Raw genomic sequence first — 23,516 nt, 5'->3', positions numbered from 1 at the left:
GAATTGGTCAATCTTTTTAATCTTCTTCCATTTTCTTAGGTTGATAAGCTAGCATACCTAAAGCAGTAAAGAAAACTAGTATTATAATAAGGAAAATGACTTGTTGATGAATATTTCCTGTCATAGAAATTGTTTGTCGTAATCCAGAAACCGAATAACTCATTGGTAACCAAGGATTAATAGCTCTAAAGAAATTATTTGTCAAAGCAAGTGGATAGGTACCTGCACTTGATGCTAACTGTAATAAAAGCAAAATAAGAGAAAAGAAAGCTCCTATACGGCTATTCCATGTTGTTAATGCAGTTACCATAGACATAAATGTTAAGCTTGCGATAATAATTAAGAACAAGGTTCTCATTTCATGATTTGCTGTTAGACCAATAAGATGAACGCCACCATAGACTAAGACAGCGGCTAAAACAGCTATAACTCCATTTATCTCAAAGCGAGATTTGAACCAAGCCCAGCGAGTTTCAGGATGACGACCTGAAGGTAATTTAGCAAAAATCATATTTGTTGATAATGCAGCGACAAAGAGAGCGACTGATATCATATAAGGAGCCATAGCAATCCCATTTACAGGAACTTGATCATTGTCTATTTTTGAAAGATTGAGTGGATTTGACAAAATCTCTGCATTTTTAGATTCTGTTGATGCTGATTTGAGTTGATCACTAGCATTACCTAGTCCTTGTCCTAAAGAAGCAACTCCTGCCTGTAAATCTTCCAATCCAGAAGTTAACTTTGTTCCACCTTCTGCAAGTTTCCCAGATCCATCTGCCAATTTATTAGCTCCATTCTCTAATTGAGAAGCACCTGAAAGTAACTGACTGGATTTGTCTGCTAATTGACCAGATCCTGATTGTAATTTATCAACTCCTGCCATTAATTCTTGACTCTTTTGATTCAATTGGTTAGAGCCAGTTGATAATTTTTCAATACCAGATACTAATTCTGGAGTTTTTTCAACTAATTGACCAACTCCTGCTGTCAAGCTAGAAGATTTTTGTGTCAAGGTGTTTGAGCCTGAAACTAGTTGATCCAAACTACCTGTCAAGGTGGAATTCTTTTCACTTAGTTGACTTGCGCCCTGAGAAACTTTATCAACACCTGCAGTATATGCATTTACACCTGATGCAATCGACTGACTAGCAGGAACTAATTTACTCGTCACTGCTCCCTGTATTTCTGTTAATCCACTTGACAATCCTGTCAAAGAAGTAGAAGCAATAGGTAATACTTGATTAGCTTGATTTTTTAACGTCGAAAGATTTGAAGATTGATTTTGTAAGTTTTCTAAACTTCCCTGTAAACCTTGTACTAAAGCTATAATTGACTGAGCCGATTGAATACTATCAGTCGAATTTTGAGATACAGAAGCACTTATCTCAGCTTGTTGCTCACTTGTCAAGGATTGATAAGCTGCTGTCGATTGAATATTTGCTAATGTAGCTGCTTTATCAGACTGAGCACTTGCTAACATTTGATTAGAAAGAGATACTATACTTGATAAAACAGAATCTAATTGTTTTGTATCTCCAACATCAATATTTTGAATAGCTTGATTTAACTGATTCAGACCAGAAGATAATTGATTAATTTGATCTTTTTTCCCAGACGAAGCATCTAACTTGCTAGAAAGTTGTTGAATCCCTTCACTTAATTGCTCCACCCCCATTCGAAGTGTAGCTGATTGATTAGATAACTGATTAGCACCTGTTGCAAGACTTCCCACTCCATTGGTGTAGGCACTAACACCAGATGAAAATTGATTAAGACCAGCATTAAGCTGAGAAACACCGCCAGTATAGGATTCTACACCAGTATATAACTGATTGATTCCTCTTACTAATTCAGGACTTTTAGAAGATAATTGACCTAATCCCCTATCTAATTGACTCACTGCACCAGTATATGTAACTAAACCACTATTAAAATTCCCTAAGCCAAGATGAAGTTGTTCAACACCAGAGACATAAGAGGATAATCCTTTAGTAAACTGCTCCGCTCCATTTGAAAAAGTTACACTTGAGTTAGCTAGAGTATTAAGATTTGTCGTCAATGTTTGACTTCCCGTCACCAACTGATTGGCTCCATTAGCCAATTGTTCACTTCCGTCAGCTGCCTTATTTATCCCAGACTTTAAGTCATTCATTTTTTGAAATAAAGCCTTGGTATACGTTTCGGTAACATTAGTGGAGACGGTTTGTTTTAATTGTGTCATTGCAGAATCACTCATCTTACTTGCAATAAAGCTATGTCCACTTGACGTCTGATAATCAATTTGCATCTGTTCAGGATGATTCGTTAGGATAGAAGTAGCTTTTTCAGATAAGTCACCTGGTAAAGTCACTACCATGTAGTAGTCACCATCTTCTAGCCCTTTTTCCCCTTCCTCTTCATTAACAAAATGAAAATCTAAAGCCTTATTTTCTTTTAAATTAGACACCATGTCATCACCAATTGTCATTGTCTGTCCATTATAAGAAGCTTCCTTATCTTTATTGACAACTGCCACAGGTAACTCGGATAATTGGCCATAAGGATCCCACATAGATGATAAAAATATAATGTTGTATAAAGCTGGAATGAGAGAAATCCCTATCATTACAATGATAAAGGTCGGTTTTTTAAATATTGCTTTCCATTCTTTAAACATATTTCCTCCTTTTTTAAACATATTGTCTAAAATTTTGATATAATAGATTATACATCAAAAAATCCAAATTACAAGGTAAAAAATGATTTTTTTAGACACATAGTCTATTTTTGTGCAAGAGGAAGAATTATGAAAGAAAGCAACAAACGTTTAAAAACAAAGCGAATCATCGAAAATGCCATGGTTCAATTATTGATGGACCAACCCTTTGATCAAATTTCTACTGTCAAGTTAGCAGAAAAAGCCGGAATTAGTCGTTCCAGCTTTTACACTCACTACAAGGATAAGTATGATATGATTGAGCACTACCAAAGTAAGCTATTTCATACCTTTGAGTATATTTTCCAAAAACATGCTCATCATAAAAGAGATGCTATTTTAGAAGTATTTGAATATTTAGAGTCTGAGCCACTATTAGCTGCTCTTTTATCTGAAAATGGGACAAAAGAAATTCAAAATTTCTTGAGAAATAAACTGCATATTATGCTTAGCACTGATCTTCAGAAACGTTTTATGCAACTACAACTAAATCCAATTGAACTCGAATATAGTAGCATTTATCTAACAAATGCCCTATTTGGTGTTTGCCAGACTTGGATTGCCCATGGAAAAAAAGAAAGTCCGCAAGAAATGACAGACTTCCTTATGAAAATGTTAGGTGATGTCAACTAAAAAAGAACACCGGGTGGTGTTCTTTTTATCTGACTCCGCCAGTAGGACTCGAACCTACGACATCATGATTAACAGTCATGCGCTACTACCAACTGAGCTATGGCGGATAAAATAGTCCGTACGGGATTCGAACCCGTGTTACCGCCGTGAAAAGGCGGTGTCTTAACCCCTTGACCAACGGACCATCTATCTGTAGCAGATATAACCATTATATCAATTTCTTACTAATTGTCAATTACTTTTTAAACTTTTTCTCTAGAATATCTTTCAGCTTGCGAACTTTCAAACGAGTGATGGGGCAGCGATGATCTTCATAAAAGACAACTTCTAGATTCTTTCGATCAATTTCTCTAACATTTCCAATATTGATTAGGAAAGATTTATGAGGAGAATAAAAGCGCTGGGTATGTTTGTCCTTTTCCTGAATATCTGTCATGGTTCCATAGAATTCTTTGGCAAAATTCTTACCAATAATCCGCAACTTATGAGAAACACCTGTTGTTTCGATATACAGAATATCATGGTAGGGGATTTTCAAATCATTTCCCTTATAATTGTAATCAAAATAGTCTACAACATCTTCGTTTTCAAGCAGCATGCTTTTGGTATAGAAGATACTCTGCTCGATACGTTTTTTGAACAATTCATCATTGATGTCCTTATCTACAAAATCTAAAGCTGATACCTGATACTTATAAGTTAAAGTAGCAAATTCAGATCGACTGGTAATAAAGACAATAATAGCATAAGGATTGTGATGGCGGATAAACTGTGCCACTTCAAAACCCTTTTTCTCAATTCCGTGAATATCGATATCTAGGAAATAAAGCTGGTTTACTTCATCGTTTTCAATATATTCCTTAAACTCACGAACTTTTCCTGTTGTCTTGTAAGAAATAGGAATATTTGATTCCTCCGAGATTTCATTCAATATTCTCTCTAGTCTCACTTGATGCTCAATAACATCTTCTAAAATTAATACTTTCATTCGAATTCCCTCTTAAATCTAATAATTTGTCTAAATGTGTTGTCTTCCATCTCTGTTTCCAAAATAATGTTGTCATACTTATCTAAAATCTCTTTGACATTATTAAGCCCTAGACCTCTATTTCTTCCCTTGGTAGAGAAACCTAAGGCAAATAAGTCTTCTGAAGGCGTCATAGTGATTTTACATGAATTCTGGATGACTATAACTGTTTCAAAATCCATTTTAATGACTGCGACTTCAATTTGTTTCAAGTAACTATCTGCGGCACCTTCAACAGCATTGTTTAATAAAATACTCATGATACGAACAAGATCAAGTAAATCTATTGACAGTCTAGTAATGATATCCTTTACTTCCAATGTAAACTCTACATCATTTTTTCGTGCATAGACAATCGATTGAGCAATTAAACTTCGTAAAGCAGAATCTTCTATATTATTTAAATCAAAGTAAGTATATTTTTCTGACCTCAATTTCTGATTTGCTTTTACTAGGACTTCATTGTAAACCCTGTTAATTTCTTGTAAATCTCCACTGTCAATCGCCATTTGCATGCTGACAAGCATCCCTGCATAGTCATGACGAAAACCTCGAATTTCATTATATAACTCCACAATTTCGTCAGTATAAGTCTGTAAATGTTTTTGTTCAAATTTCTTTTGTTTTAGAGCAATCTCTTTTTCAATTTGAACCTTGTAAGAGTTCATTGCAAAGAAGGTTAAAAGGAGCCCAACAAAAACTACGGATGATAAAATACTTCCAAAACTATTTAAATGAGAAATAGTACTCACGATATCTGAAATAAAAGAGACGATATGCAGGAAGATAAATACATATAGCACTTTTTTCAAAAAAGAATAGAGATATTCTTTGTCAAAATATTTAAGTTCTAGGTTGAAATAGGTAATAATTTTTTTAATTATAAAATAGGTTAATAACAAAACTACCAAAAAGAAAAGATCTTCATGTTGTAATGCTAATTGATCTCCTGTTATAGAGGATAAAGTTACCGATATGAATGTATGGGTAGTGTGATATAAAAGAGAAATTAATAAACTAATAAAAATTCCTTTATACTTATCATATTTCTTTAATCCTCTTAAATAACCATATATCACTAAAGGGAATAAAAATTTCTCTCCCCCTAATCCATGTAAAGATACAAAATAAAAGAAAAATTCAACTACTAACTGTAATATAAATAGCCAAATGCTGAACACATATAATTCTTTTTTAGTTGTTTTACAAATCCATTCATAATTTCTGCTAAGAATAAAAAGACCTAGAATAACTATTGCCAATCCGAATAAATTCATTATTTCCTACCCTAATTTTTAATTATTTTCTTTTTTGAAAAAGAAGACTACGTATTACGTCTGGAATTCTCCTTTCCCCACCTTGAATCTCCTGCAATTCTTTCTCCGTAAGCTTTTTAAACTGTTCCAATTTAACTGTGTTTTTCATAATAAAATCTCCTGTATTGTTTTTCTTGTAAATTAACTTACAAACCTATTATACAAAATGAAAATTATTTAAGAAAAATTTCTTCTCAACTGCACTGTTTTGTACCTGAAATGCACTTTTTTAAGAAAAAAGCTGGGAGTAATCCCAGCTTTTTCTCTAATGTACTGATCCCAGCAGGATTCGAACCTGCGACCGTTCGCTTAGAAGGCGAATGCTCTATCCAGCTGAGCTATGAGACCTAACATGACCATTCTATCAAAAAATAAGAGGTAAGTCAATCTTCTATTTATGATAAGGGGATCCCTGCTGAATGGTAAAAGCACGATAAATTTGTTCAACAAGAACTAATCTCATTAACTGATGTGGCAAGGTCAAACGTCCAAAGCTAACAGAGAGATTAGCACGATGCTTCACAGCAGGGAATAGTCCCAGACTCCCACCAATAATAAATGTAAGGGTAGAAAATCCCTTTATGGGAGCTTGTTCTAACTGCTTACTGAATTCCTCTGAAGAGAGAGTTTTTCCTTCAATTGCTAACACAACGACAAAATCTCTTTCTCCAATTTTGGAAAGAATTCGATTTCCCTCTATTTCTAATATTTTATGATTTTCTGACTCACTTGCCTTATCTGGAGTTTTTTCATCAGCTAATTCAATAATTTCTACAGTAGCAAAACGAGAAATTCGTTTGGTATATTCAGCAATTCCATCTTTAAGGTATTTTTCTTTTAATTTTCCTACTGTTACAATTTTTATTTTCATTCTTCTATTCTATCATATCCACACTTCATTTCACATCTTATACACAAAAAAATCATTCAAAATTACTAGTGAATTCACAGAATAACGTAAGTTATCCACAACTTGTGTAAAACTTTTACCTTTAAGCTTGAATTAAGTTAATAGATTTATACTTTAACCAAATAAAAAACAAACGGAGGCGTTTATGAAACACTTACAAACATTTTACAAAAAAGGAGTTACCTTTCTTATCATCATTCTGATAGGATTTTTGAGTGGTGCCCTAGGAAGTTTTGTGACACTGCAACTTTATCAAAAACAAGTAAGTCAAGCCACAAATAACACTACAAACACTGTTACTCAGACTTCCTACAAAAATGAAAATGCAACAACTCAGGCCGTTAATAAGGTAAAAGATGCCGTTGTGTCGGTCATCACTTATTCAGCAAATCGGCAAAATAGTGTTTTTGGAAATGACGAGACAGATACGGATACCGACTCTCAACAGGTAGCAAGTGAAGGTTCTGGTGTTATTTACAAAAAGAATGGGAAAGATGCCTACCTTGTGACAAATACCCACGTTATTAAAGGAGCTTCAAAAGTTGATATCCGTTTAGCAGACGGTACAAAAGTTCCTGGTGAAATTGTCGGTTCTGATACGTTCTCTGATATTGCTGTCGTAAAAATTTCTTCAGAAAAAGTCACAACCGTAGCAGAATTTGGAGATTCTAGCAAACTAAATGTTGGTGAGACTGCAATCGCAATTGGTAGTCCTCTAGGATCCGAATATGCCAATACAGTTACCCAAGGAATCATTTCAAGTCTCAATCGAAATGTCTCTCTAAAATCTCAAGATGGTCAAGCCATTTCTACAAAAGCTATTCAGACAGATACTGCCATTAACCCTGGTAACTCTGGTGGTCCACTTGTAAACATTCAGGGCCAAGTTATCGGGATTACATCAAGTAAAATTGCAAGTAATGGTGGAACCTCTGTCGAAGGTCTTGGTTTTGCAATCCCATCAAATGATGCTCAAAATATTATTAAACAGCTTGAAAGTGATGGTAAAGTGACTCGCCCTGCTCTTGGAATTCAAATGGTTAATTTAGCTAATATTGGAGCTAGTGATCTTAGAAAACTCAATATTCCAAGTAGCGTAACTTCTGGTGTAGTGGTAAAATCTGTTCAAAGTAATATGCCTGCATCTGGTCACCTTGAAAAATACGACGTTATTACCAAAGTTGACGACAAGGAGATTTCTTCGTCAACAGATTTACAGAGTGCTCTTTACAACCATTCTATCGGAGACACCATTAAAATCACCTACTATCGAAATGGGAAAGAGGAGACTACAACTGTTAAGCTAGATAAAAGTACAAGTGATTTAGAATCTTAATTGACATCAGTGTAAAGAAAACTTTACATATAATAAAAGATATGTTAGTGTAGAATCATGGAAAAATTTGAAATGATTTCTATCTCGGAAATACAAAAAAATCCCTATCAACCTCGGAAAGAATTTGATGTAAAAAAATTAAAAGAATTAGCTCAGTCAATCAAAGAAAATGGGCTAATCCAACCCATCATCGTTCGTCAATCTCCTGTAATTGGTTATGAAATCCTTGCAGGAGAGAGACGATATCGGGCTTCTCTCTTGGCTGGTCTGACTTCTATTCCAGCCGTTGTGAAACACCTCTCAGATCAGGAAATGATGATTCAGTCTATCATTGAGAATTTACAGAGAGAAAACTTGAATCCGGTTGAAGAGGCACGCGCCTATGAATCTTTAGTAGAAAAAGGATTTACTCACACTGAGATAGCGGATAAAATGGGAAAATCTCGTCCTTATATCACTAATTTTATTCGTTTGCTTTCCCTACCAGAGCATATCTTATCTGAAGTAGAAAATGGAAAAATTTCTCAAGCTCATGCACGTTCACTAGTTGGTTTGAATAAAGAGCGACAGGAATATTTCTTTCAACTAATCAAAAATGAAGATATCTCTGTGAGAAAGTTAGAAGCACTTCTTACAGAGAAAAAACAAAAGAAGCAGAAAAAAAGTGATTCTTTCATTAAAGATGAGGAAGATAAATTAAAAAAACAACTTGGATTAAATGTAGAAATTAAACTTTCTAAAAAAGATACTGGAAAGGTTATTATTTCTTTTTCAAACCAAGAAGAATATGACAGAATTATCAACAGCCTGAAATAAGGCTGTTCTTTTATTTTTTCAACCCACAAATTTATCCACTATTTTTTATAGCAAAAAACCAAATAATTCAAGGAAATCCCTCACTTATCCCCAACCTGTGGATAAAAAGTGTAAACATTGTGGATTCTTTTCCACAGATTGTGGAAAAATGCTAGCATCTATGGTAAAATAAGTCTAACAGTAAACCTTTTTACATCAAATATAGCAAAGGAGGGGATAATCGGTGAAAGAAAAACAATTTTGGAATCAAATCTTGGAATTGGCTCAAGAAAGATTGACACGTTCCATGTACGATTTCTATGCCACACCTGCTGAACTCATAAAAGTGGAGGGAAATGTAGCTACTATCTTTTTACCTAGACCTGAAATGGAAATGGTTTGGAAAAAACAACTCAAAGATATCATTGTGGCTGCTGGTTTTGAAGTTTATGATACTGAAATAAAAACTCAATTTGTCTTAACAAAGCCTGAGGAAGAATCTTCAACCTATGTCATGGATTCTGAAAATAGCAATCATTATGTTGCTTCACAGGCCAATCTTGCTATTCCATATTCTGAAACAGGATTGAAGGAAAAATATACCTTTGATAACTTTATTCAAGGAGATGGGAATATCTGGGCTAAGTCTGCTGCTCTGGCTGTTTCCGAAGATCTCGCCTTGACTTATAATCCCCTTTTCATTTATGGTGGTCCTGGACTAGGGAAAACCCACTTACTGAATGCTATCGGAAATGAAATTCTAAAAAATATTCCTGAAGCTCGGGTTAAGTATATTCCTGCTGAAAGTTTTATCAATGATTTTCTTGAACACCTGAGACTTGGGGAAATGGAGAAATTCAAAAAGACTTACCGTAGCCTTGATCTCTTACTGATCGATGATATCCAATCTCTCAGCGGTAAAAAAGTTGCAACTCAAGAAGAATTTTTCAATACCTTCAATGCTCTTCATAGCAATCAAAAACAAATCGTTCTGACTAGTGACCGAAGTCCTAAACATTTAGAGGGCCTTGAGGAAAGACTTGTCACGCGCTTTAGCTGGGGCTTGACTCAAAATATCACACCACCTGACTTTGAGACACGTATCGCCATTCTTCAGAGTAAAACGGAACATTTGGACTATAATTTTCAAAGCGATACACTAGAATACCTAGCAGGTCAATTCGATTCAAATGTTCGAGAACTTGAAGGAGCGATCAACGATATCACTTTAATTGCCAGAGTGAAGAAGATTAAGGATATCAGCATTGATATTGCGGCAGAAGCTATTAGAGCGCGCAAGCAAGATGTTAGCCAAATGCTAGTCATTCCAATTGACAAAATACAAACTGAAGTGGGGAATTTTTATGGAGTGAGTGTCAAAGAAATGAAGGGTACAAGACGAGTTCAAAACATCGTTTTGGCACGTCAGGTTGCTATGTATCTAGCTAGAGAACTGACAGATAATAGTCTTCCAAAAATCGGAAAAGAATTCGGAGGAAAGGATCACACCACCGTTATTCATGCCCATGCTAAAATTAAATCCTTGATTGACGAAGACGACAATTTACGTTTAGAAATAGAAGCAATCAAAAAGAAAATTAAGTAGCTTGTGGATAACTTTTCCTTTCTTATCTTTTTTATCCACATTTTTTAAACAAGCTAAAAAGCTTGAAGTCATTAAATAGAAATCAGTTTTCCACAGAATTCACACACTCTATTATTTCTATTATCCTTCTAATACTAAAAATAAATAAAGGAGAATCCATGATTCATTTTTCAATTAATAAAAATTTATTTCTACAAGCCCTAAATACCACAAAACGAGCAATTAGCTCCAAAAATGCTATTCCAATTTTATCAACCATCAAAATTGATGTTACCAATGAAGGTATTACTTTAATTGGCTCAAATGGTCAAATTTCCATTGAAAATTTCATTTCTCAAAAGAATGAAGATGCAGGTCTTTTGATTACTTCCTTAGGTTCGATTCTTCTTGAAGCTTCTTTCTTTATCAATGTTGTATCTAGTCTTCCAGATGTAACGCTAGATTTCAAAGAGATTGAACAAAAACAAATTGTCTTAACCAGTGGCAAATCAGAAATTACCCTAAAAGGTAAAGATAGCGAACAGTATCCACGAATCCAAGAAATTTCAGCTAGCACACCTTTGGTTCTTGAAACCAAACTACTCAAGAAAATTATCAATGAAACAGCTTTTGCTGCAAGTACACAAGAAAGTCGTCCAATCTTAACAGGTGTCCACTTCGTATTGAGCCAACACAAAGAACTAAAAACAGTTGCGACAGACTCACACCGCCTTAGTCAAAAGAAATTGACTCTTGAAAAAAATGGTGATGATTTCGATGTAGTAATTCCTAGTCGTTCTCTACGCGAATTCTCAGCGGTATTTACAGATGATATTGAAACTGTAGAGATTTTCTTTGCAAATAATCAAATCCTCTTTAGAAGCGAAAATATTAGCTTCTACACCCGTCTATTAGAAGGTAATTATCCTGATACAGATCGTTTGATTCCAACAGACTTTAACACTACAATTACTTTTGATGTCGTTAATTTGCGTCAATCTATGGAACGTGCTCGCCTCTTATCAAGTGCGACTCAAAATGGTACTGTGAAGCTTGAAATTAAAGGTGGTGTTGTTAGCGCCCATGTTCACTCTCCAGAAGTTGGTAAAGTAAACGAAGAAATCGATACGGAGCAGGTGACTGGTGATGATTTAACTATTAGTTTCAACCCAACTTACTTGATTGATTCTCTCAAGGCTTTAAATAGTGAAAAGGTAACTATTAGCTTTATCTCAGCTGTTCGTCCATTCACTCTTGTGCCAGCAGATACTGACGAAGACTTCATGCAGCTCATCACACCAGTTCGTACAAATTAAGTTAAAGAGGTTGAGCCTGGCTCGCCTCTTTTATGATATAATCAAAAAAGAAAAGGAGAGTAGTATGTATCAAGTTGGAAATTTTGTTGAGATGAAAAAACCACATGCTTGCACAATTAAATCAACAGGAAAAAAAGCTAATCGTTGGGAAATTACACGCGTAGGGGCAGATATCAAAATCAAATGTAGCAATTGTGACCACCTTGTCATGATGAGTCGCTATGATTTTGAACGAAAAATGAATAAGATTATTGACTAAGAACCCTTAGTTAGAGGGTTAGCAAGTTTTCCCTTTTTGTGTTATAATGTTAGGGATTGAAATGAGAACGGAGAATGAGAAACTATGGCTTTAACAGCAGGTATCGTTGGTTTGCCAAACGTTGGTAAATCAACCCTTTTTAATGCAATTACAAAAGCAGGAGCAGAGGCGGCAAACTACCCATTTGCGACTATTGATCCAAACGTTGGGATGGTGGAAGTTCCAGATGAACGCCTACAAAAACTAACGGAAATGATTACACCTAAAAAGACAGTCCCAACAACATTTGAATTTACAGATATTGCAGGGATTGTAAAAGGAGCATCAAAAGGAGAAGGGCTAGGAAATAAATTCTTGGCCAATATTCGTGAAGTAGATGCGATTGTTCACGTAGTTCGTGCTTTTGATGATGAAAATGTTATGCGCGAGCAAGGACGTGAGGATGCTTTTGTGGATCCACTTGCAGATATTGATACCATTAACCTGGAGTTGATTCTTGCTGACTTAGAATCAGTCAATAAGCGTTATGCGCGTGTAGAAAAGATGGCACGTACGCAAAAAGATAAGGAATCCGTAGCAGAGTTTAACGTTCTTCAAAAGATTAAACCTGTTCTTGAAGATGGAAAATCAGCACGTACTATTGAATTTACAGATGAAGAACAAAAGGTTGTCAAAGGTCTCTTCCTTTTGACGACTAAACCAGTTCTTTATGTTGCCAATGTGGATGAGGATGTAGTTTCAGATCCAGATTCTATCGACTATGTTAAACAAATTCGAGAATTTGCAGCGACAGAAAATGCAGAGGTAGTAGTTATTTCTGCGCGTGCTGAAGAAGAAATTTCTGAGTTAGACGATGAAGATAAGCAAGAGTTTCTTGAAGCACTTGGCTTGACAGAATCAGGTGTTGATAAGTTGACTCGTGCAGCTTACCACTTGCTTGGACTCGGAACTTACTTTACAGCTGGTGAAAAAGAAGTCCGTGCTTGGACCTTTAAGCGTGGGATGAAGGCTCCTCAAGCAGCTGGTATTATCCACTCAGACTTTGAAAAAGGTTTTATTCGTGCAGTGACCATGTCATATGAGGATTTAGTGAAATACGGATCTGAAAAGGCTGTAAAAGAAGCTGGACGCTTGCGTGAAGAAGGAAAAGAATATATCGTTCAAGATGGCGATATCATGGAATTCCGCTTTAATGTCTAATAACATTTAATAAATAGTGTCAATTAGGTTGGAAAAAAAATTCCAACCCTTTTGGCTTTTGAAAGGAAAATAAATGACTAAATTACTTGTAGGATTGGGAAATCCAGGGGATAAATATTTTGAAACCAAGCACAACGTTGGATTTATGTTGATTGACCAACTAGCTAAAAGACAAAATGTCACCTTTACACACGACAAGATATTTCAAGCTGACCTAGCCTCTTTTTTCCTCAATGGCGAAAAAATTTATCTTGTCAAACCAACGACCTTTATGAATGAAAGTGGAAAAGCAGTTCATGCTTTATTGACTTACTATGGTTTGGATATTGAAGATTTACTCGTCATTTACGATGATCTTGACATGGAAGTTGGGAAAATTCGTTTAAGAGCAAAGGGCTCAGCAGGTGGCCATAATGGTATCAAGTCTATTATTCAACATATTGGAACCCAAGTATTTAACCGTGTTAAAATAGGAATTGGAAGACCCCAAAAAGGCATGTCTGTTGTTCACCATGTTTTAAGTAAGTTTGATCAAGATGACTATGTAGGTATTTTACAGTCAATTGACAAGGTTGACGATGCTGTAAATTATTATTTACAAGAGAAAAATTTTGAGAAAACGATGCAGAGGTATAATGGATAAATGGTGGCTTTATTAGATTTATTCTCAGAAAATGATCAGATAAAAAAATGGCATCAAAATCTGACAGATAAGAAAAGACAACTAATACTAGGACTGTCAACTTCTACCAAGGCTCTTGCAATTGCAAGTAGTTTAAAAAAAGAAAAAAAGATTGTGCTACTGACATCGACTTATGGAGAAGCAGAACGAATTATCAGTGATCTTCTTTCTCTCTTAGGAGAGGAATTTGTCTATCCATTTTTGGTAGATGACTCTCCTATGGTAGAGTTTTTGATGTCTTCACAAGAAAAAATCATTTCGCGAGTTGAAGCCTTGCGTTTTTTAACTGATTCATCTAAGAAAGGGATCTTAGTTTGTAATATCGCAGCAAGTCGATTGATTTTACCTTCTCCAACTGGATTTAAAGAAAGTATTATAAGGATTGCAGTCGGTAAAGAATATGACCAACATGACCTTCTTCACAAATTAAAGGAAATCGGTTATCGAAAAGTTACTCAAGTACAGGCTCAAGGGGAGTTTAGTATTCGAGGAGATATTTTAGATATTTTTGAGATGTCTCAGTTAGAACCTTTCCGGATTGAGTTTTTTGGTGATGAAGTAGATGGTATTCGTACTTTTGAAGTCGAAACACAATTATCAAAAGAAAATCAGACAGAACTCACTATCTTTCCAGCTAGTGATATGCTTTTGAGAGAAAAGGATTATCAACGAGGACAATCAGCTTTAGAAAAGCAAATTTCGAAGACTCTGTCACCAATTTTGAAATCCTATCTAGAAGAAATTTTGTCAAGTTTTCATCAAAAACAAGTACATTCAGATAGTCGAAAGTTTTTGTCCTTATGTTATGATAAAACATGGACTGTATTTGATTATATTGAAAAAGACACGCCAGTATTCTTTGATGACTATCAAAAATTGATGAATCAGTATGAAGCCTTTGAAAGAGAATTAGCGCAATACTTTACAGAAGATTTACAGAATGGTAAATCATTTTCTGGGATGCAGTATTTTGCAGATACAGAGCAAACCTATAAAAAACAAAGTCCAGTTACCTTTTTCTCTAATCTTCAAAAGGGTTTAGGAAATCTCAAGTTTGATCACATTTATCAATTTAATCAATATCCTATGCAGGAGTTTTTCAATCAATTTTCTTTTCTTAAAGAAGAAATTGAGCGATATAAAAAAATGGACTACACCATTGTTTTGCAGTCTAGCAATTCAATGGGAAGTAAAACATTGGAGGATGTTTTAGAGGAATACCAGATCAAATTGAATTCCAGAGATAAGTCAAGTATCTGTAAAGAATCTGTAAACTTGATTGAGGGTAATCTAAGACATGGTTTTCATTTTGTAGATGAAAAAATTCTCCTGATTACTGAACATGAGATTTTTCAAAAGAAATTAAAACGTCGTTTTAGAAGACAACATGCTTCAAATGCAGAGCGATTAAAAGATTATAATGAACTTGAAAAAGGGGACTACGTTGTTCACCATATCCATGGAATTGGTCAATATCTAGGAATTGAAACAATTGAAATCAAAGGGATTCACCGTGATTATGTCAGTGTACAGTATCAAAATGGTGACCAAATCTCCATCCCAGTAGAGCAGATTCAGTTACTGTCCAAATATGTTTCAAGTGATGGGAAACCTCCTAAACTCAATAAATTAAATGACGGTCATTTCAAAAAGACCAAGCAAAAAGTTAAGAACCAGGTAGAGGATATAGCTGACGATTTAATCAAACTGTATTCTGAGCGTAGTCAGTTGAAGGGTTTTGCTTTCTCAGCTGATGATGATGATCAACATGCTTTTGATGATGCCTTCCCTTATGTTGAAACGGATGATCAACTCCGTAGTATTGAGGAAATTAAGAGAGATATGCAGGATTCTCATCCCATGGATCGACTTTTGGTTGGGGATGTTGGTTTTGGGAAGACTGAGGTTGCAATGCGTGCAGCATTTAAGGCTGTCAATGATCACAAACAGGTGGTCGTTCTAGTTCCGACGACGGTTTTAGCACAACAACACTATACGAATTTTAAGGAAAGATTCCAAAATTTTGCTGTTAATATTGATGTGTTGAGTCGCTTTAGAAGTAAAAAAGAGCAGGCAGAGACACTTGAAAAACTGAAAAATGGTCAAGTTGATATTTTGATTGGAACGCATCGTGTTTTATCAAAAGATGTCGTATTTTCTGATTTGGGCTTGATGATTATTGATGAAGAACAACGATTTGGTGTCAAGCATAAGGAAACTTTGAAAGAACTGAAAAAACAAGTAGATGTTCTAACCTTGACAGCAACGCCGATTCCTCGTACTCTTCATATGTCTATGCTGGGAATCCGAGATTTGTCTGTTATTGAAACTCCTCCAACTAATCGCTATCCAGTACAAACCTATGTATTGGAGAAAAATGATAGTGTGATTCGTGATGCTGTCTTGCGTGAAATGGAGCGTGGAGGTCAAGTTTACTATCTTTACAACAAAGTTGACACGATTGACCAGAAGGTTTCAGAATTACAGGAGTTGATTCCAGAGGCTTTGATTGGGTATGTTCATGGACAAATGAGTGAAATTCAGTTGGAAAACACTTTATTGGACTTTATTGAAGGACAATATGATATTTTGGTGACAACTACTATTATTGAAACAGGGGTAGATATTCCAAATGCCAATACCTTATTTATTGAAAATGCAGACCATATGGGCTTGTCAACCTTGTATCAATTAAGAGGAAGAGTCGGTCGTAGTAATCGTATTGCTTATGCTTATCTTATGTATCGCCCAGAAAAATCAATCAGTGAAGTCTCTGAGAAGAGATTAGAAGCAATCAAAGGGTTTACAGAATTGGGATCAGGATTTAAGATTGCTATGCGAGATCTTTCGATTCGTGGAGCAGGAAATCTATTAGGAAAATCGCAGTCTGGTTTCATTGATTCTGTTGGTTTTGAATTGTATTCTCAGTTACTAGAGGAAGCTATCGCTAAACGTAACGGTAATGGGAACACAAGAACCAAAGGGAATGTTGAGTTGATTTTACAAATCGATGCCTATCTTCCTGACACTTATATTTCTGATCAACGACATAAGATTGAAATTTACAAAAAAATTCGTCAAATTGACAACCGTGTCAACTATGAAGAACTACAAGAAGAATTGATAGATCGCTTTGGAGAATACCCAGATGTAGTAGCATATCTTTTAGAGATTGGTTTGGTCAAGTCATACTTGGATAAGGTCTTTGTAGAACGTGTGGAGAGAAAAGAAAATAAGATTACAGTTCAATTTGAAAAAGTCACTCAACGACTGTTCTTGGCTCAAGATTATTTTAAAGCCTTATCTGCAACGAACTTAAAAGCAGCTATAGCGGAGAATAGAGGATTAATGGAAGTCATATTCGATGTCCGAAACAAGAAGGATTATGAAATTTTAGAAGGTCTGCTGATTTTTGGAGAAAGTTTATTAGAGATAAAAGAATCAAAGGAAGCTAATTCTCTTTGACGTTTTTCTTCTATAAAAAGGATAAAAATGGTACAATAATAATTTGAGGTAATAAAAATGAGATTAGACAAATATTTAAAAGTATCACGAATTATTAAGCGCCGTACAGTCGCAAAGGAAGTAGCAGATAAAGGTAGAATCAAGGTAAATGGAATCTTGGCCAAAAGTTCAACGGATTTAAAAGTTGATGACCAAGTTGAAATTCGTTTTGGAAATAAGTTGTTGCTTGTTAAAGTACTAGAGATGAAAGATAGTACAAAAAAAGAAGATGCAGCAGGCATGTATGAAATTATCAGTGAAACACGGGTAGAAGAAAATGTCTAAAAATATTGTACAGATGAACAATCCTTTTATTCAAAATGAACACCAACGTCGTCGTTACCTGATGAAAGAGAGACAAAAACGAAATCGCTTTATGGGTTGGGTTCTTATTTTGATGATTTTATTGTTTATTTTACCAACTTATAACTTGGCCCAAAGCTATAATCAGTTACTGCAACGTCGTCAGCAATTGACAGAGTTGAAAGAACAATACCAAACTCTTAGTGATGAAAAGGATAAGGAATCTGCTTTTGCTGCGAAGTTGAAAGATGAAGACTATGTAGCAAAATATGCACGCGCCAAGTACTATTACTCAAAGAAACGAGAAGCAATTTATACCATTCCGGATTTGCTTCCGAGGTAAAGTCATGGAAAATTTATTAGAAGTTGTTGAGCAATTTTTAAGTTTATCAGATGAAAAATTAGAGGAATTAGCAACTAAAAATCATTTATTACGAGTACAAGAAGAAAGGGAAGGGAAGAATGCGTAAGTTCTTAGTAGTGTTATCACTACTATCTGTTTTTATCATAACTTCAAGAGTAGTTAGCACGGAAAAACAGCTTCCTTACTCTTCACAAGAAATTTATTATCTAACTGAGTCTGATCATGGATTTTACTATAAAGAAGTTCTTGAATCGCCAATGGTTTACGGAGAAACGGCTATCTATGCAAATGAGGATTTGATTAAGGAGTCTGGAAAATTGACTCCTGGAACCACCTTTAAAATCGTAGAATGGCGTTTGAATAGACAAGGTATTCCTGTTTTTAAATTAAACAATCATCAATTTATCGTTGCAGATAAGCGCTTAGTCTATGATCAAAGTCAAGTTCAAACTCAAAATAGACAAGTATGGTTGGACCCGGGTTTTGTCATCTATAACAGTCCTTATGGTGCTAAAGAAATTTCTTCATCCCTCTCTCCCTATCAACGCGTAACAGTAGATAGAACCCTCTTTGCTGAGGGACAAGAATTTCTTCATATTGATCAAGTTGGGTGGGTATCCAAAGAGTTCGTCTCAGAAGAAGATAATCGTATCCAGAAGGTTCAAGAAGTCTTGTCAAACAACTATCAGAATGAAAATTATTCTATTTATGTTAAACAGCTGAGTACAGGAAAAGAAGCTGGGGTGAATGAAGACAGCAAACTCTATGCAGCTAGCATCTTGAAACTAGCCTATCTTTATTACGCTCAAGATAAGATAAATCAGGGGGAATATACGCTGAACAGTAACTTCAAGTATATCCCAGAGGTAAATAACTTTCCCGGATCCTATAAACCAGAAGGTAGTGGTAGTTTACCTAAAACAGGAGACAACAAAGACTACAGCCTCCAACAATTAATTACCAAGGTAACAAAGGAGTCTGACAATGTTGCTCATAATATTTTAGGTTATTATGTGACCAATCAATCTGACGGGGCTTTTAAAGAGAAAATGTCTACTATTATGGGTGAAAATTGGGATGTGAATGATAAATTAACTTCTTCAAAAATGGCTGGAAAGGTCATGGAAGCTATTTATAATCAGAATGGCTTTGTACTAGAGTCTCTAAGTAAGACGAATTTTGATAACCAACGAATTGCGAAAGGTGTTTCGGTTAAGGTAGCTCATAAAATTGGAGATGCTGACGAGTTCAAACATGATACTGCCATTGTCTTTACAGACTCACCTTTCATTCTCTCTATTTTCACTAAAAATTCTGATTATGATACCATTGCTAAGATAGCTAAGGATGTCTATGAGGTTCTAAAATGAAGGACCAGGATTTTTTAAATCATTTTCTCCAAAAAGAGTATTTCAAAAAACATTCTAAGGTCGTATTAGCTCTGTCTGGTGGATTGGATTCGATGTTTTTATTCCATCTATTGTCTACTTATCAAAATGAGTTGGAAATTGAGCTGATTGTAGCACATGTCAATCACAAGCAGAGAAGTGAGTCTGACTGGGAGGAAAATGAACTAAGGAAGTTAGCTGATGCAGCTGAACTTCCTATTTATATCACAAGTTTTTCAGGAGACTTTTCAGAAGCGAGTGCTCGAGAGTTTCGCTATGATTTTTTTAGAAAAATCATGAAAGAGGTTGGAGCGACTGCCTTGGTCACTGCCCACCATGCAGATGATCAGGTTGAAACGATTTTGATGCGCTTGATTCGAGGGAGTCGGTTACGTCATTTAACAGGGATAAAAGAAAGTCAAGTAGTTGATGGAATTGAAATCATTCGTCCCTTGTTGTATTTTCATAAAAAGGATTTTCCACCAATTGTTCATTTTGAAGATCAAACAAATCAGGAAAATGCCTATTTTCGCAATCGTATTCGAAATAGGTATTTACCAGAACTTGAAAAAGAAAATCCTCGTCTTAAATCCGCTCTTTTAGATTTAGGAAGGGAAATTTCAGATTACCAAGCAGCAATAACGGAGCTTTCTAAACAAATTGATGTGGAAGATTTGAATGAGCTCTTTTCATACTCTCAACAAACTCAAGGGATTTTACTCCAGAACTATCTGAATCAATTTCCAGACTTAAATCTGACAAAGGCTCAGTTTGCTGAAGTTCGACAGATTTTAGCAACTAGAAGCCAGTATCGTCATTCTCTTAAAAATGACTATGAATTGATAAAAGGGTATCAGAATTTTCGAGTTTGTAAAATCAGTCCTCAGGCTGATGAAAAGGAAGATGAACTTGTGTTACACTATCAAAATCAAGTTCGATATATGGGTCATTTATTTTCTTTCGGTATCCCTATTGAAGGGAATTCTGTTCAAAAAGTAACAGTTTCACGGGAGACACCTGTACATATTAGATGTCGAAAACCTGGCGATGTTATTACCCTGAATGGTCATCGAAAGAAACTGAGACGTTTATTTATAGATTTGAAAATCCCTATTGAAAAACGAAAAACAACTCCTATTATTGAGCAATTTGGAGAAATTATCTCAATTTTAGGAATTGCGACCAGTGATTTGAGTAAAAACACGAAAAATGATATAATGAACACTGTACTTTATATAGAAAAAATAGATAGGTAAAAAGATGTTAGAACACGATATTAAAAAAATCCTTGTTTCACATGATGAAATTACAGAAGCAGCTAAAAAGCTAGGTGCGCAGCTAACCAAAGACTATGAGGGGAAAAATCCAATTCTCATTGGTATTTTAAAAGGATCGATTCCTTTTATGGCTGAATTGGTCAAACATATTGATACGCATATTGAGATGGACTTCATGATGGTATCTAGCTACCATGGTGGAACAGCAAGTAGTGGTGTCATCAATATCAAGCAAGACGTGACTCAAGATATCAAGGGAAGACATATTCTATTTGTAGAAGATATCATCGATACAGGTCAAACTTTGAAGAATTTGAAAGATATGTTTATTGCAAGAGAAGCAGCTTCGGTTAAAATTGCGACTTTGTTGGACAAACCAGAGGGACGTGTTGTTGAAATTGAGGCAGATTATACTTGCTTTACTATTCCAAATGAGTTTGTAGTAGGATATGGTTTGGACTACAAAGAAAATTATCGTAACCTTCCTTATGTTGGAGTATTGAAAGAAGAAGTTTATTCAAATTAGAAAGAGCATTCTTTAATGAAAAAACAAAATAATGGTTTAGTTAGAAATCCATTTCTATACTTGTTAATTATCTTCTTCCTAGTGACAGGATTCCAGTATTTTTACTCTGGAAATACTGCTGGACGAAGCGAAAAAATTAACTATACAGAATTGGTAAAAGAAATTACAGCAGACAATGTAAAAGAATTGACCTATCAGCCAAATGGTAGCATCATTGAGGTGTCTGGTGTTTATAAAAATCCTAAGACTAGTAAAGAAGAAACAGGGATTCAATTTTTCACTCCTACTGCTACAAAAGTAGAAAGATTCTCAAGTACCATTCTTCCGTCGGATTCAACAGTTTCAGAATTGCAAAAACTTGCTTCTGAACATCAGTCTGAGGTAACGGTTAAACATGAGAGTTCAAGTGGTATGTGGATCAATATCCTTGTCTCTGTTGTGCCATTTGCTATTCTCTTCTTCTTCCTCTTTTCTATGATGGGAAATATGGGAGGAAATAATAGTAGAAATCCAATGAGTTTTGGACGTAGCAAGGCTAAGGCTGCTAACAAAGAAGATATCAAGGTACGATTCTCAGATGTTGCGGGTGCCGAGGAAGAAAAACAAGAATTAGTCGAAGTTGTTGAATTCCTAAAAGATCCAAAACGATTTACAAAGCTTGGTGCGCGTATTCCTGCGGGTGTTCTTTTGGAGGGGCCTCCCGGGACAGGTAAAACCTTACTTGCTAAGGCAGTTGCTGGAGAAGCAGGAGTTCCATTCTTTAGCATCTCAGGATCTGACTTTGTAGAAATGTTTGTCGGAGTTGGTGCAAGCCGTGTTCGTTCTCTTTTTGAGGATGCAAAAAAAGCAGCACCAGCCATCATCTTTATCGATGAAATTGATGCTGTTGGTCGCCAACGTGGTATCGGCCTCGGTGGAGGAAATGATGAACGTGAGCAAACCTTGAACCAACTCTTAATTGAAATGGATGGTTTTGAGGGAAATGAAGGAATTATCGTCATCGCTGCAACAAACCGTTCAGATGTCCTTGATCCTGCTCTACTACGCCCGGGACGTTTTGATAGAAAAGTCTTGGTTGGTCGTCCTGATGTTAAAGGTCGTGAAGCAATCTTGAAAGTTCACGCTAAAAATAAACCTCTGGCAGACGATGTTGATTTGAAATTAGTTGCCCAACAAACCCCAGGTTTTGTGGGAGCTGACTTGGAAAATGTTCTAAATGAGGCAGCCTTGGTTGCAGCCCGTCGCAACAAGTCAGTCATTGATGCTTCAGATATTGATGAGGCAGAGGACAGAGTGATTGCTGGACCATCTAAGAAAGATAAAACAGTATCACAAAGAGAACGTGAATTGGTTGCCTACCATGAGGCTGGACATACCATTGTTGGTTTAGTCTTGTCAAATGCTCGTGTTGTTCATAAAGTGACCATCGTGCCACGTGGACGTGCAGGCGGATACATGATTGCACTTCCTAAAGAAGACCAAATGCTTCTTTCTAAAGAAGATATGAAAGAGCAATTGGCAGGTTTGATGGGTGGTCGTGTAGCTGAAGAGATTATCTTTAATGTCCAAACTACAGGAGCTTCCAATGATTTTGAACAAGCTACACAGATGGCGCGTGCAATGGTTACTGAATACGGTATGAGTGAAAAACTTGGTCCAGTTCAATACGAAGGTAATCATGCTATGTTTGGTGCACAAAGTCCTCAAAAATCAATTTCAGAGCAAACAGCCTATGAGATTGATGAGGAAGTGCGTTCATTATTAAATGAAGCACGAAACAAAGCAGCTGAAATTATTCAATCAAATCGTGAAACCCACAAGTTGATTGCAGAGGCATTGTTGAAATACGAAACATTGGATAGTACTCAAATTAAATCTCTTTACGAAACAGGAAAAATGCCTGAGACAGTAGAAGAGGAATCACATGCCCTATCTTATGATGAAGTAAAATCAAAAATGAGTGAAGAAAAATAACCCCAGAGAGGCCAGGCCTCTCTTTTTGTATGCAGTTAAGGTAGCGAGAAGTACAGAAGAGGAGAAGTAGATCAAAGGCTTGATGCATTTTGTTAAACTAAATGCAGAAAGGAGAGGTCTATGAATCTGAAAGAACTATACGAAGAAAGTAAAGGGATCGTCCATAAGTGTCGCAAAGAATACCATTTACATCTGTGGGAGAAAGAGGACTGGGAGCAGGAGGGGATGCTGTGCCTGTATGAGCTGGTCAGTCACCATCCAGAGTTACTAGTTGGTGAACGTCGCCGATTATATGTGTGCTTTAAAACCAAATTCCGCAATCGCATCCTAGACTACATCCGTAAACAGGAAAGTCACAAGCGCCGTTTCGACAAAGAGCCTTATGAGGAGGTGAGCGAAATCAGCCATCGCCTAGGAGAAAAA

At 35.8% G+C, this 23,516-nt stretch carries 21 protein-coding genes, 3 tRNA genes and 1 pseudogene; 17 read left to right on the top strand and 8 right to left on the bottom strand.

Going from position 1 to position 23,516, the window contains the following annotated elements; translation table 11 throughout:
- Positions 1-16: 16 nt before the first annotated feature.
- Positions 17-2,659: a YhgE/Pip domain-containing protein gene (locus D8854_RS03755; RefSeq protein ID WP_125449721.1), complete on the bottom strand. Its 2,643-nt coding sequence runs from the start codon at positions 2,657-2,659 to the stop codon at positions 17-19.
- Between the two features lie 129 nt (positions 2,660-2,788).
- Between D8854_RS03755 and D8854_RS03750 the strand changes: the two genes are divergently transcribed.
- The gene (locus D8854_RS03750) at positions 2,789-3,331 is read left to right on the top strand and encodes a TetR/AcrR family transcriptional regulator (RefSeq protein ID WP_125395187.1); all 543 of its coding nucleotides are present in this window, start codon (positions 2,789-2,791) and stop codon (positions 3,329-3,331) included.
- A gap of 33 nt (positions 3,332-3,364) precedes the next feature.
- On the opposite strand, the gene D8854_RS03745 is transcribed toward D8854_RS03750, so the two are convergent.
- The 7 genes from D8854_RS03745 to rlmH all read right to left on the bottom strand — a co-directional run bounded on the left by D8854_RS03745 (position 3,365) and on the right by rlmH (position 6,545).
- Positions 3,365-3,438 (bottom strand) — tRNA-Asn (locus tag D8854_RS03745).
- Positions 3,439-3,443: 5 nt separating this feature from the next.
- Positions 3,444-3,515, bottom strand: a tRNA-Glu gene (locus D8854_RS03740).
- Positions 3,516-3,566: 51 nt separating this feature from the next.
- A complete protein-coding gene (gene comE, locus D8854_RS03735) occupies positions 3,567-4,319 on the bottom strand; it encodes a competence system response regulator transcription factor ComE (protein WP_125449719.1) in 753 nt (250 codons plus the stop codon).
- Positions 4,316-5,635: a competence system sensor histidine kinase ComD gene (comD, locus tag D8854_RS03730; protein WP_125449717.1), complete on the bottom strand. Its 1,320-nt coding sequence runs from the start codon at positions 5,633-5,635 to the stop codon at positions 4,316-4,318. The genes comE and comD overlap by 4 nt, the downstream gene beginning before the upstream one ends.
- A 22-nt stretch (positions 5,636-5,657) precedes the next feature.
- Complete coding sequence (gene comC / locus D8854_RS03725; protein ID WP_125449715.1) at positions 5,658-5,783, bottom strand: competence-stimulating peptide ComC; 126 nt, start codon at positions 5,781-5,783, stop codon at positions 5,658-5,660.
- A 165-nt stretch (positions 5,784-5,948) separates the two neighbouring features.
- Positions 5,949-6,022 (bottom strand) — tRNA-Arg (locus D8854_RS03720).
- 43 nt (positions 6,023-6,065) lie between these two features.
- The gene (gene rlmH / locus D8854_RS03715; protein WP_125449713.1) at positions 6,066-6,545 is read right to left on the bottom strand and encodes a 23S rRNA (pseudouridine(1915)-N(3))-methyltransferase RlmH; all 480 of its coding nucleotides are present in this window, start codon (positions 6,543-6,545) and stop codon (positions 6,066-6,068) included.
- 184 nt (positions 6,546-6,729) lie between these two features.
- On the opposite strand from rlmH, the gene D8854_RS03710 reads away from it, so the two are divergent.
- The 16 genes and pseudogenes from D8854_RS03710 to D8854_RS03640 form a co-directional block, all read left to right on the top strand.
- Positions 6,730-7,920 carry a S1C family serine protease gene (locus D8854_RS03710; protein ID WP_125449711.1) on the top strand — a complete coding sequence of 397 codons (1,191 nt, stop codon included), beginning with the start codon at positions 6,730-6,732 and terminating at the stop codon, positions 7,918-7,920.
- A 57-nt stretch (positions 7,921-7,977) separates the two neighbouring features.
- Positions 7,978-8,736 carry a ParB/RepB/Spo0J family partition protein gene (locus D8854_RS03705; protein WP_125449709.1) on the top strand — a complete coding sequence of 253 codons (759 nt, stop codon included), beginning with the start codon at positions 7,978-7,980 and terminating at the stop codon, positions 8,734-8,736.
- 223 nt (positions 8,737-8,959) lie between these two features.
- Positions 8,960-10,321, top strand: a complete 1,362-nt coding sequence (dnaA, locus tag D8854_RS03700; protein WP_125449708.1) for a chromosomal replication initiator protein DnaA — start codon at positions 8,960-8,962, stop codon at positions 10,319-10,321.
- Positions 10,322-10,479: 158 nt separating this feature from the next.
- Positions 10,480-11,616: a DNA polymerase III subunit beta gene (gene dnaN, locus D8854_RS03695; RefSeq protein WP_000581146.1), complete on the top strand. Its 1,137-nt coding sequence runs from the start codon at positions 10,480-10,482 to the stop codon at positions 11,614-11,616.
- Between the two features lie 64 nt (positions 11,617-11,680).
- A complete protein-coding gene (locus tag D8854_RS03690; protein WP_000285184.1) occupies positions 11,681-11,875 on the top strand; it encodes a DUF951 domain-containing protein in 195 nt (64 codons plus the stop codon).
- An 84-nt stretch (positions 11,876-11,959) separates the two neighbouring features.
- Positions 11,960-13,075 (top strand): redox-regulated ATPase YchF, encoded by a 1,116-nt coding sequence (gene ychF / locus D8854_RS03685; RefSeq protein WP_001218700.1) that lies wholly within the window; start codon positions 11,960-11,962, stop codon positions 13,073-13,075.
- A gap of 73 nt (positions 13,076-13,148) precedes the next feature.
- On the top strand, positions 13,149-13,718 hold the full coding sequence (gene pth / locus D8854_RS03680; RefSeq protein WP_125449706.1) for an aminoacyl-tRNA hydrolase: 570 nt from the start codon (positions 13,149-13,151) through the stop codon (positions 13,716-13,718).
- Positions 13,719-17,222 carry a transcription-repair coupling factor gene (gene mfd / locus D8854_RS03675; RefSeq protein WP_125449704.1) on the top strand — a complete coding sequence of 1,168 codons (3,504 nt, stop codon included), beginning with the start codon at positions 13,719-13,721 and terminating at the stop codon, positions 17,220-17,222.
- Positions 17,223-17,279: 57 nt separating this feature from the next.
- Positions 17,280-17,546, top strand: coding sequence for an RNA-binding S4 domain-containing protein (locus D8854_RS03670; protein ID WP_001234973.1), 267 nt, complete (start codon positions 17,280-17,282; stop codon positions 17,544-17,546).
- Entirely contained in the window at positions 17,539-17,907 is a 369-nt protein-coding gene (locus D8854_RS03665; protein WP_000041917.1) for a septum formation initiator family protein, read from the top strand. The genes D8854_RS03670 and D8854_RS03665 overlap by 8 nt, the downstream gene beginning before the upstream one ends.
- A gap of 4 nt (positions 17,908-17,911) precedes the next feature.
- On the top strand, positions 17,912-18,034 hold the full coding sequence (locus D8854_RS09910) for an SP_0009 family protein (protein WP_061418802.1): 123 nt from the start codon (positions 17,912-17,914) through the stop codon (positions 18,032-18,034).
- On the top strand, positions 18,027-19,298 hold the full coding sequence (locus D8854_RS03660) for a serine hydrolase (RefSeq protein WP_084975918.1): 1,272 nt from the start codon (positions 18,027-18,029) through the stop codon (positions 19,296-19,298). Before D8854_RS09910 ends, D8854_RS03660 begins: the two co-directional genes overlap by 8 nt.
- Positions 19,295-20,572: a tRNA lysidine(34) synthetase TilS gene (tilS, locus tag D8854_RS03655; RefSeq protein ID WP_125449702.1), complete on the top strand. Its 1,278-nt coding sequence runs from the start codon at positions 19,295-19,297 to the stop codon at positions 20,570-20,572. Before D8854_RS03660 ends, tilS begins: the two co-directional genes overlap by 4 nt.
- Before the next feature lie 4 nt (positions 20,573-20,576).
- Positions 20,577-21,119, top strand: coding sequence for a hypoxanthine phosphoribosyltransferase (hpt, locus tag D8854_RS03650; protein ID WP_125449700.1), 543 nt, complete (start codon positions 20,577-20,579; stop codon positions 21,117-21,119).
- 15 nt (positions 21,120-21,134) lie between these two features.
- Positions 21,135-23,093 (top strand): ATP-dependent zinc metalloprotease FtsH, encoded by a 1,959-nt coding sequence (gene ftsH / locus D8854_RS03645; protein WP_084948157.1) that lies wholly within the window; start codon positions 21,135-21,137, stop codon positions 23,091-23,093.
- Between the two features lie 120 nt (positions 23,094-23,213).
- Positions 23,214-23,516 (top strand): annotated as a pseudogene (locus D8854_RS03640) (sigma-70 family RNA polymerase sigma factor); the annotation flags it as partial.

It is taken from the genome of Streptococcus mitis, assembly GCF_003943905.1.
In the GTDB taxonomy this organism is placed as follows: Bacteria; Bacillota; Bacilli; order Lactobacillales; family Streptococcaceae; genus Streptococcus; species Streptococcus mitis_BC.
The sequence above is the reverse complement of the archived record's forward strand: the minus strand, read 5'-3'. Positions and strand labels throughout refer to the sequence as shown.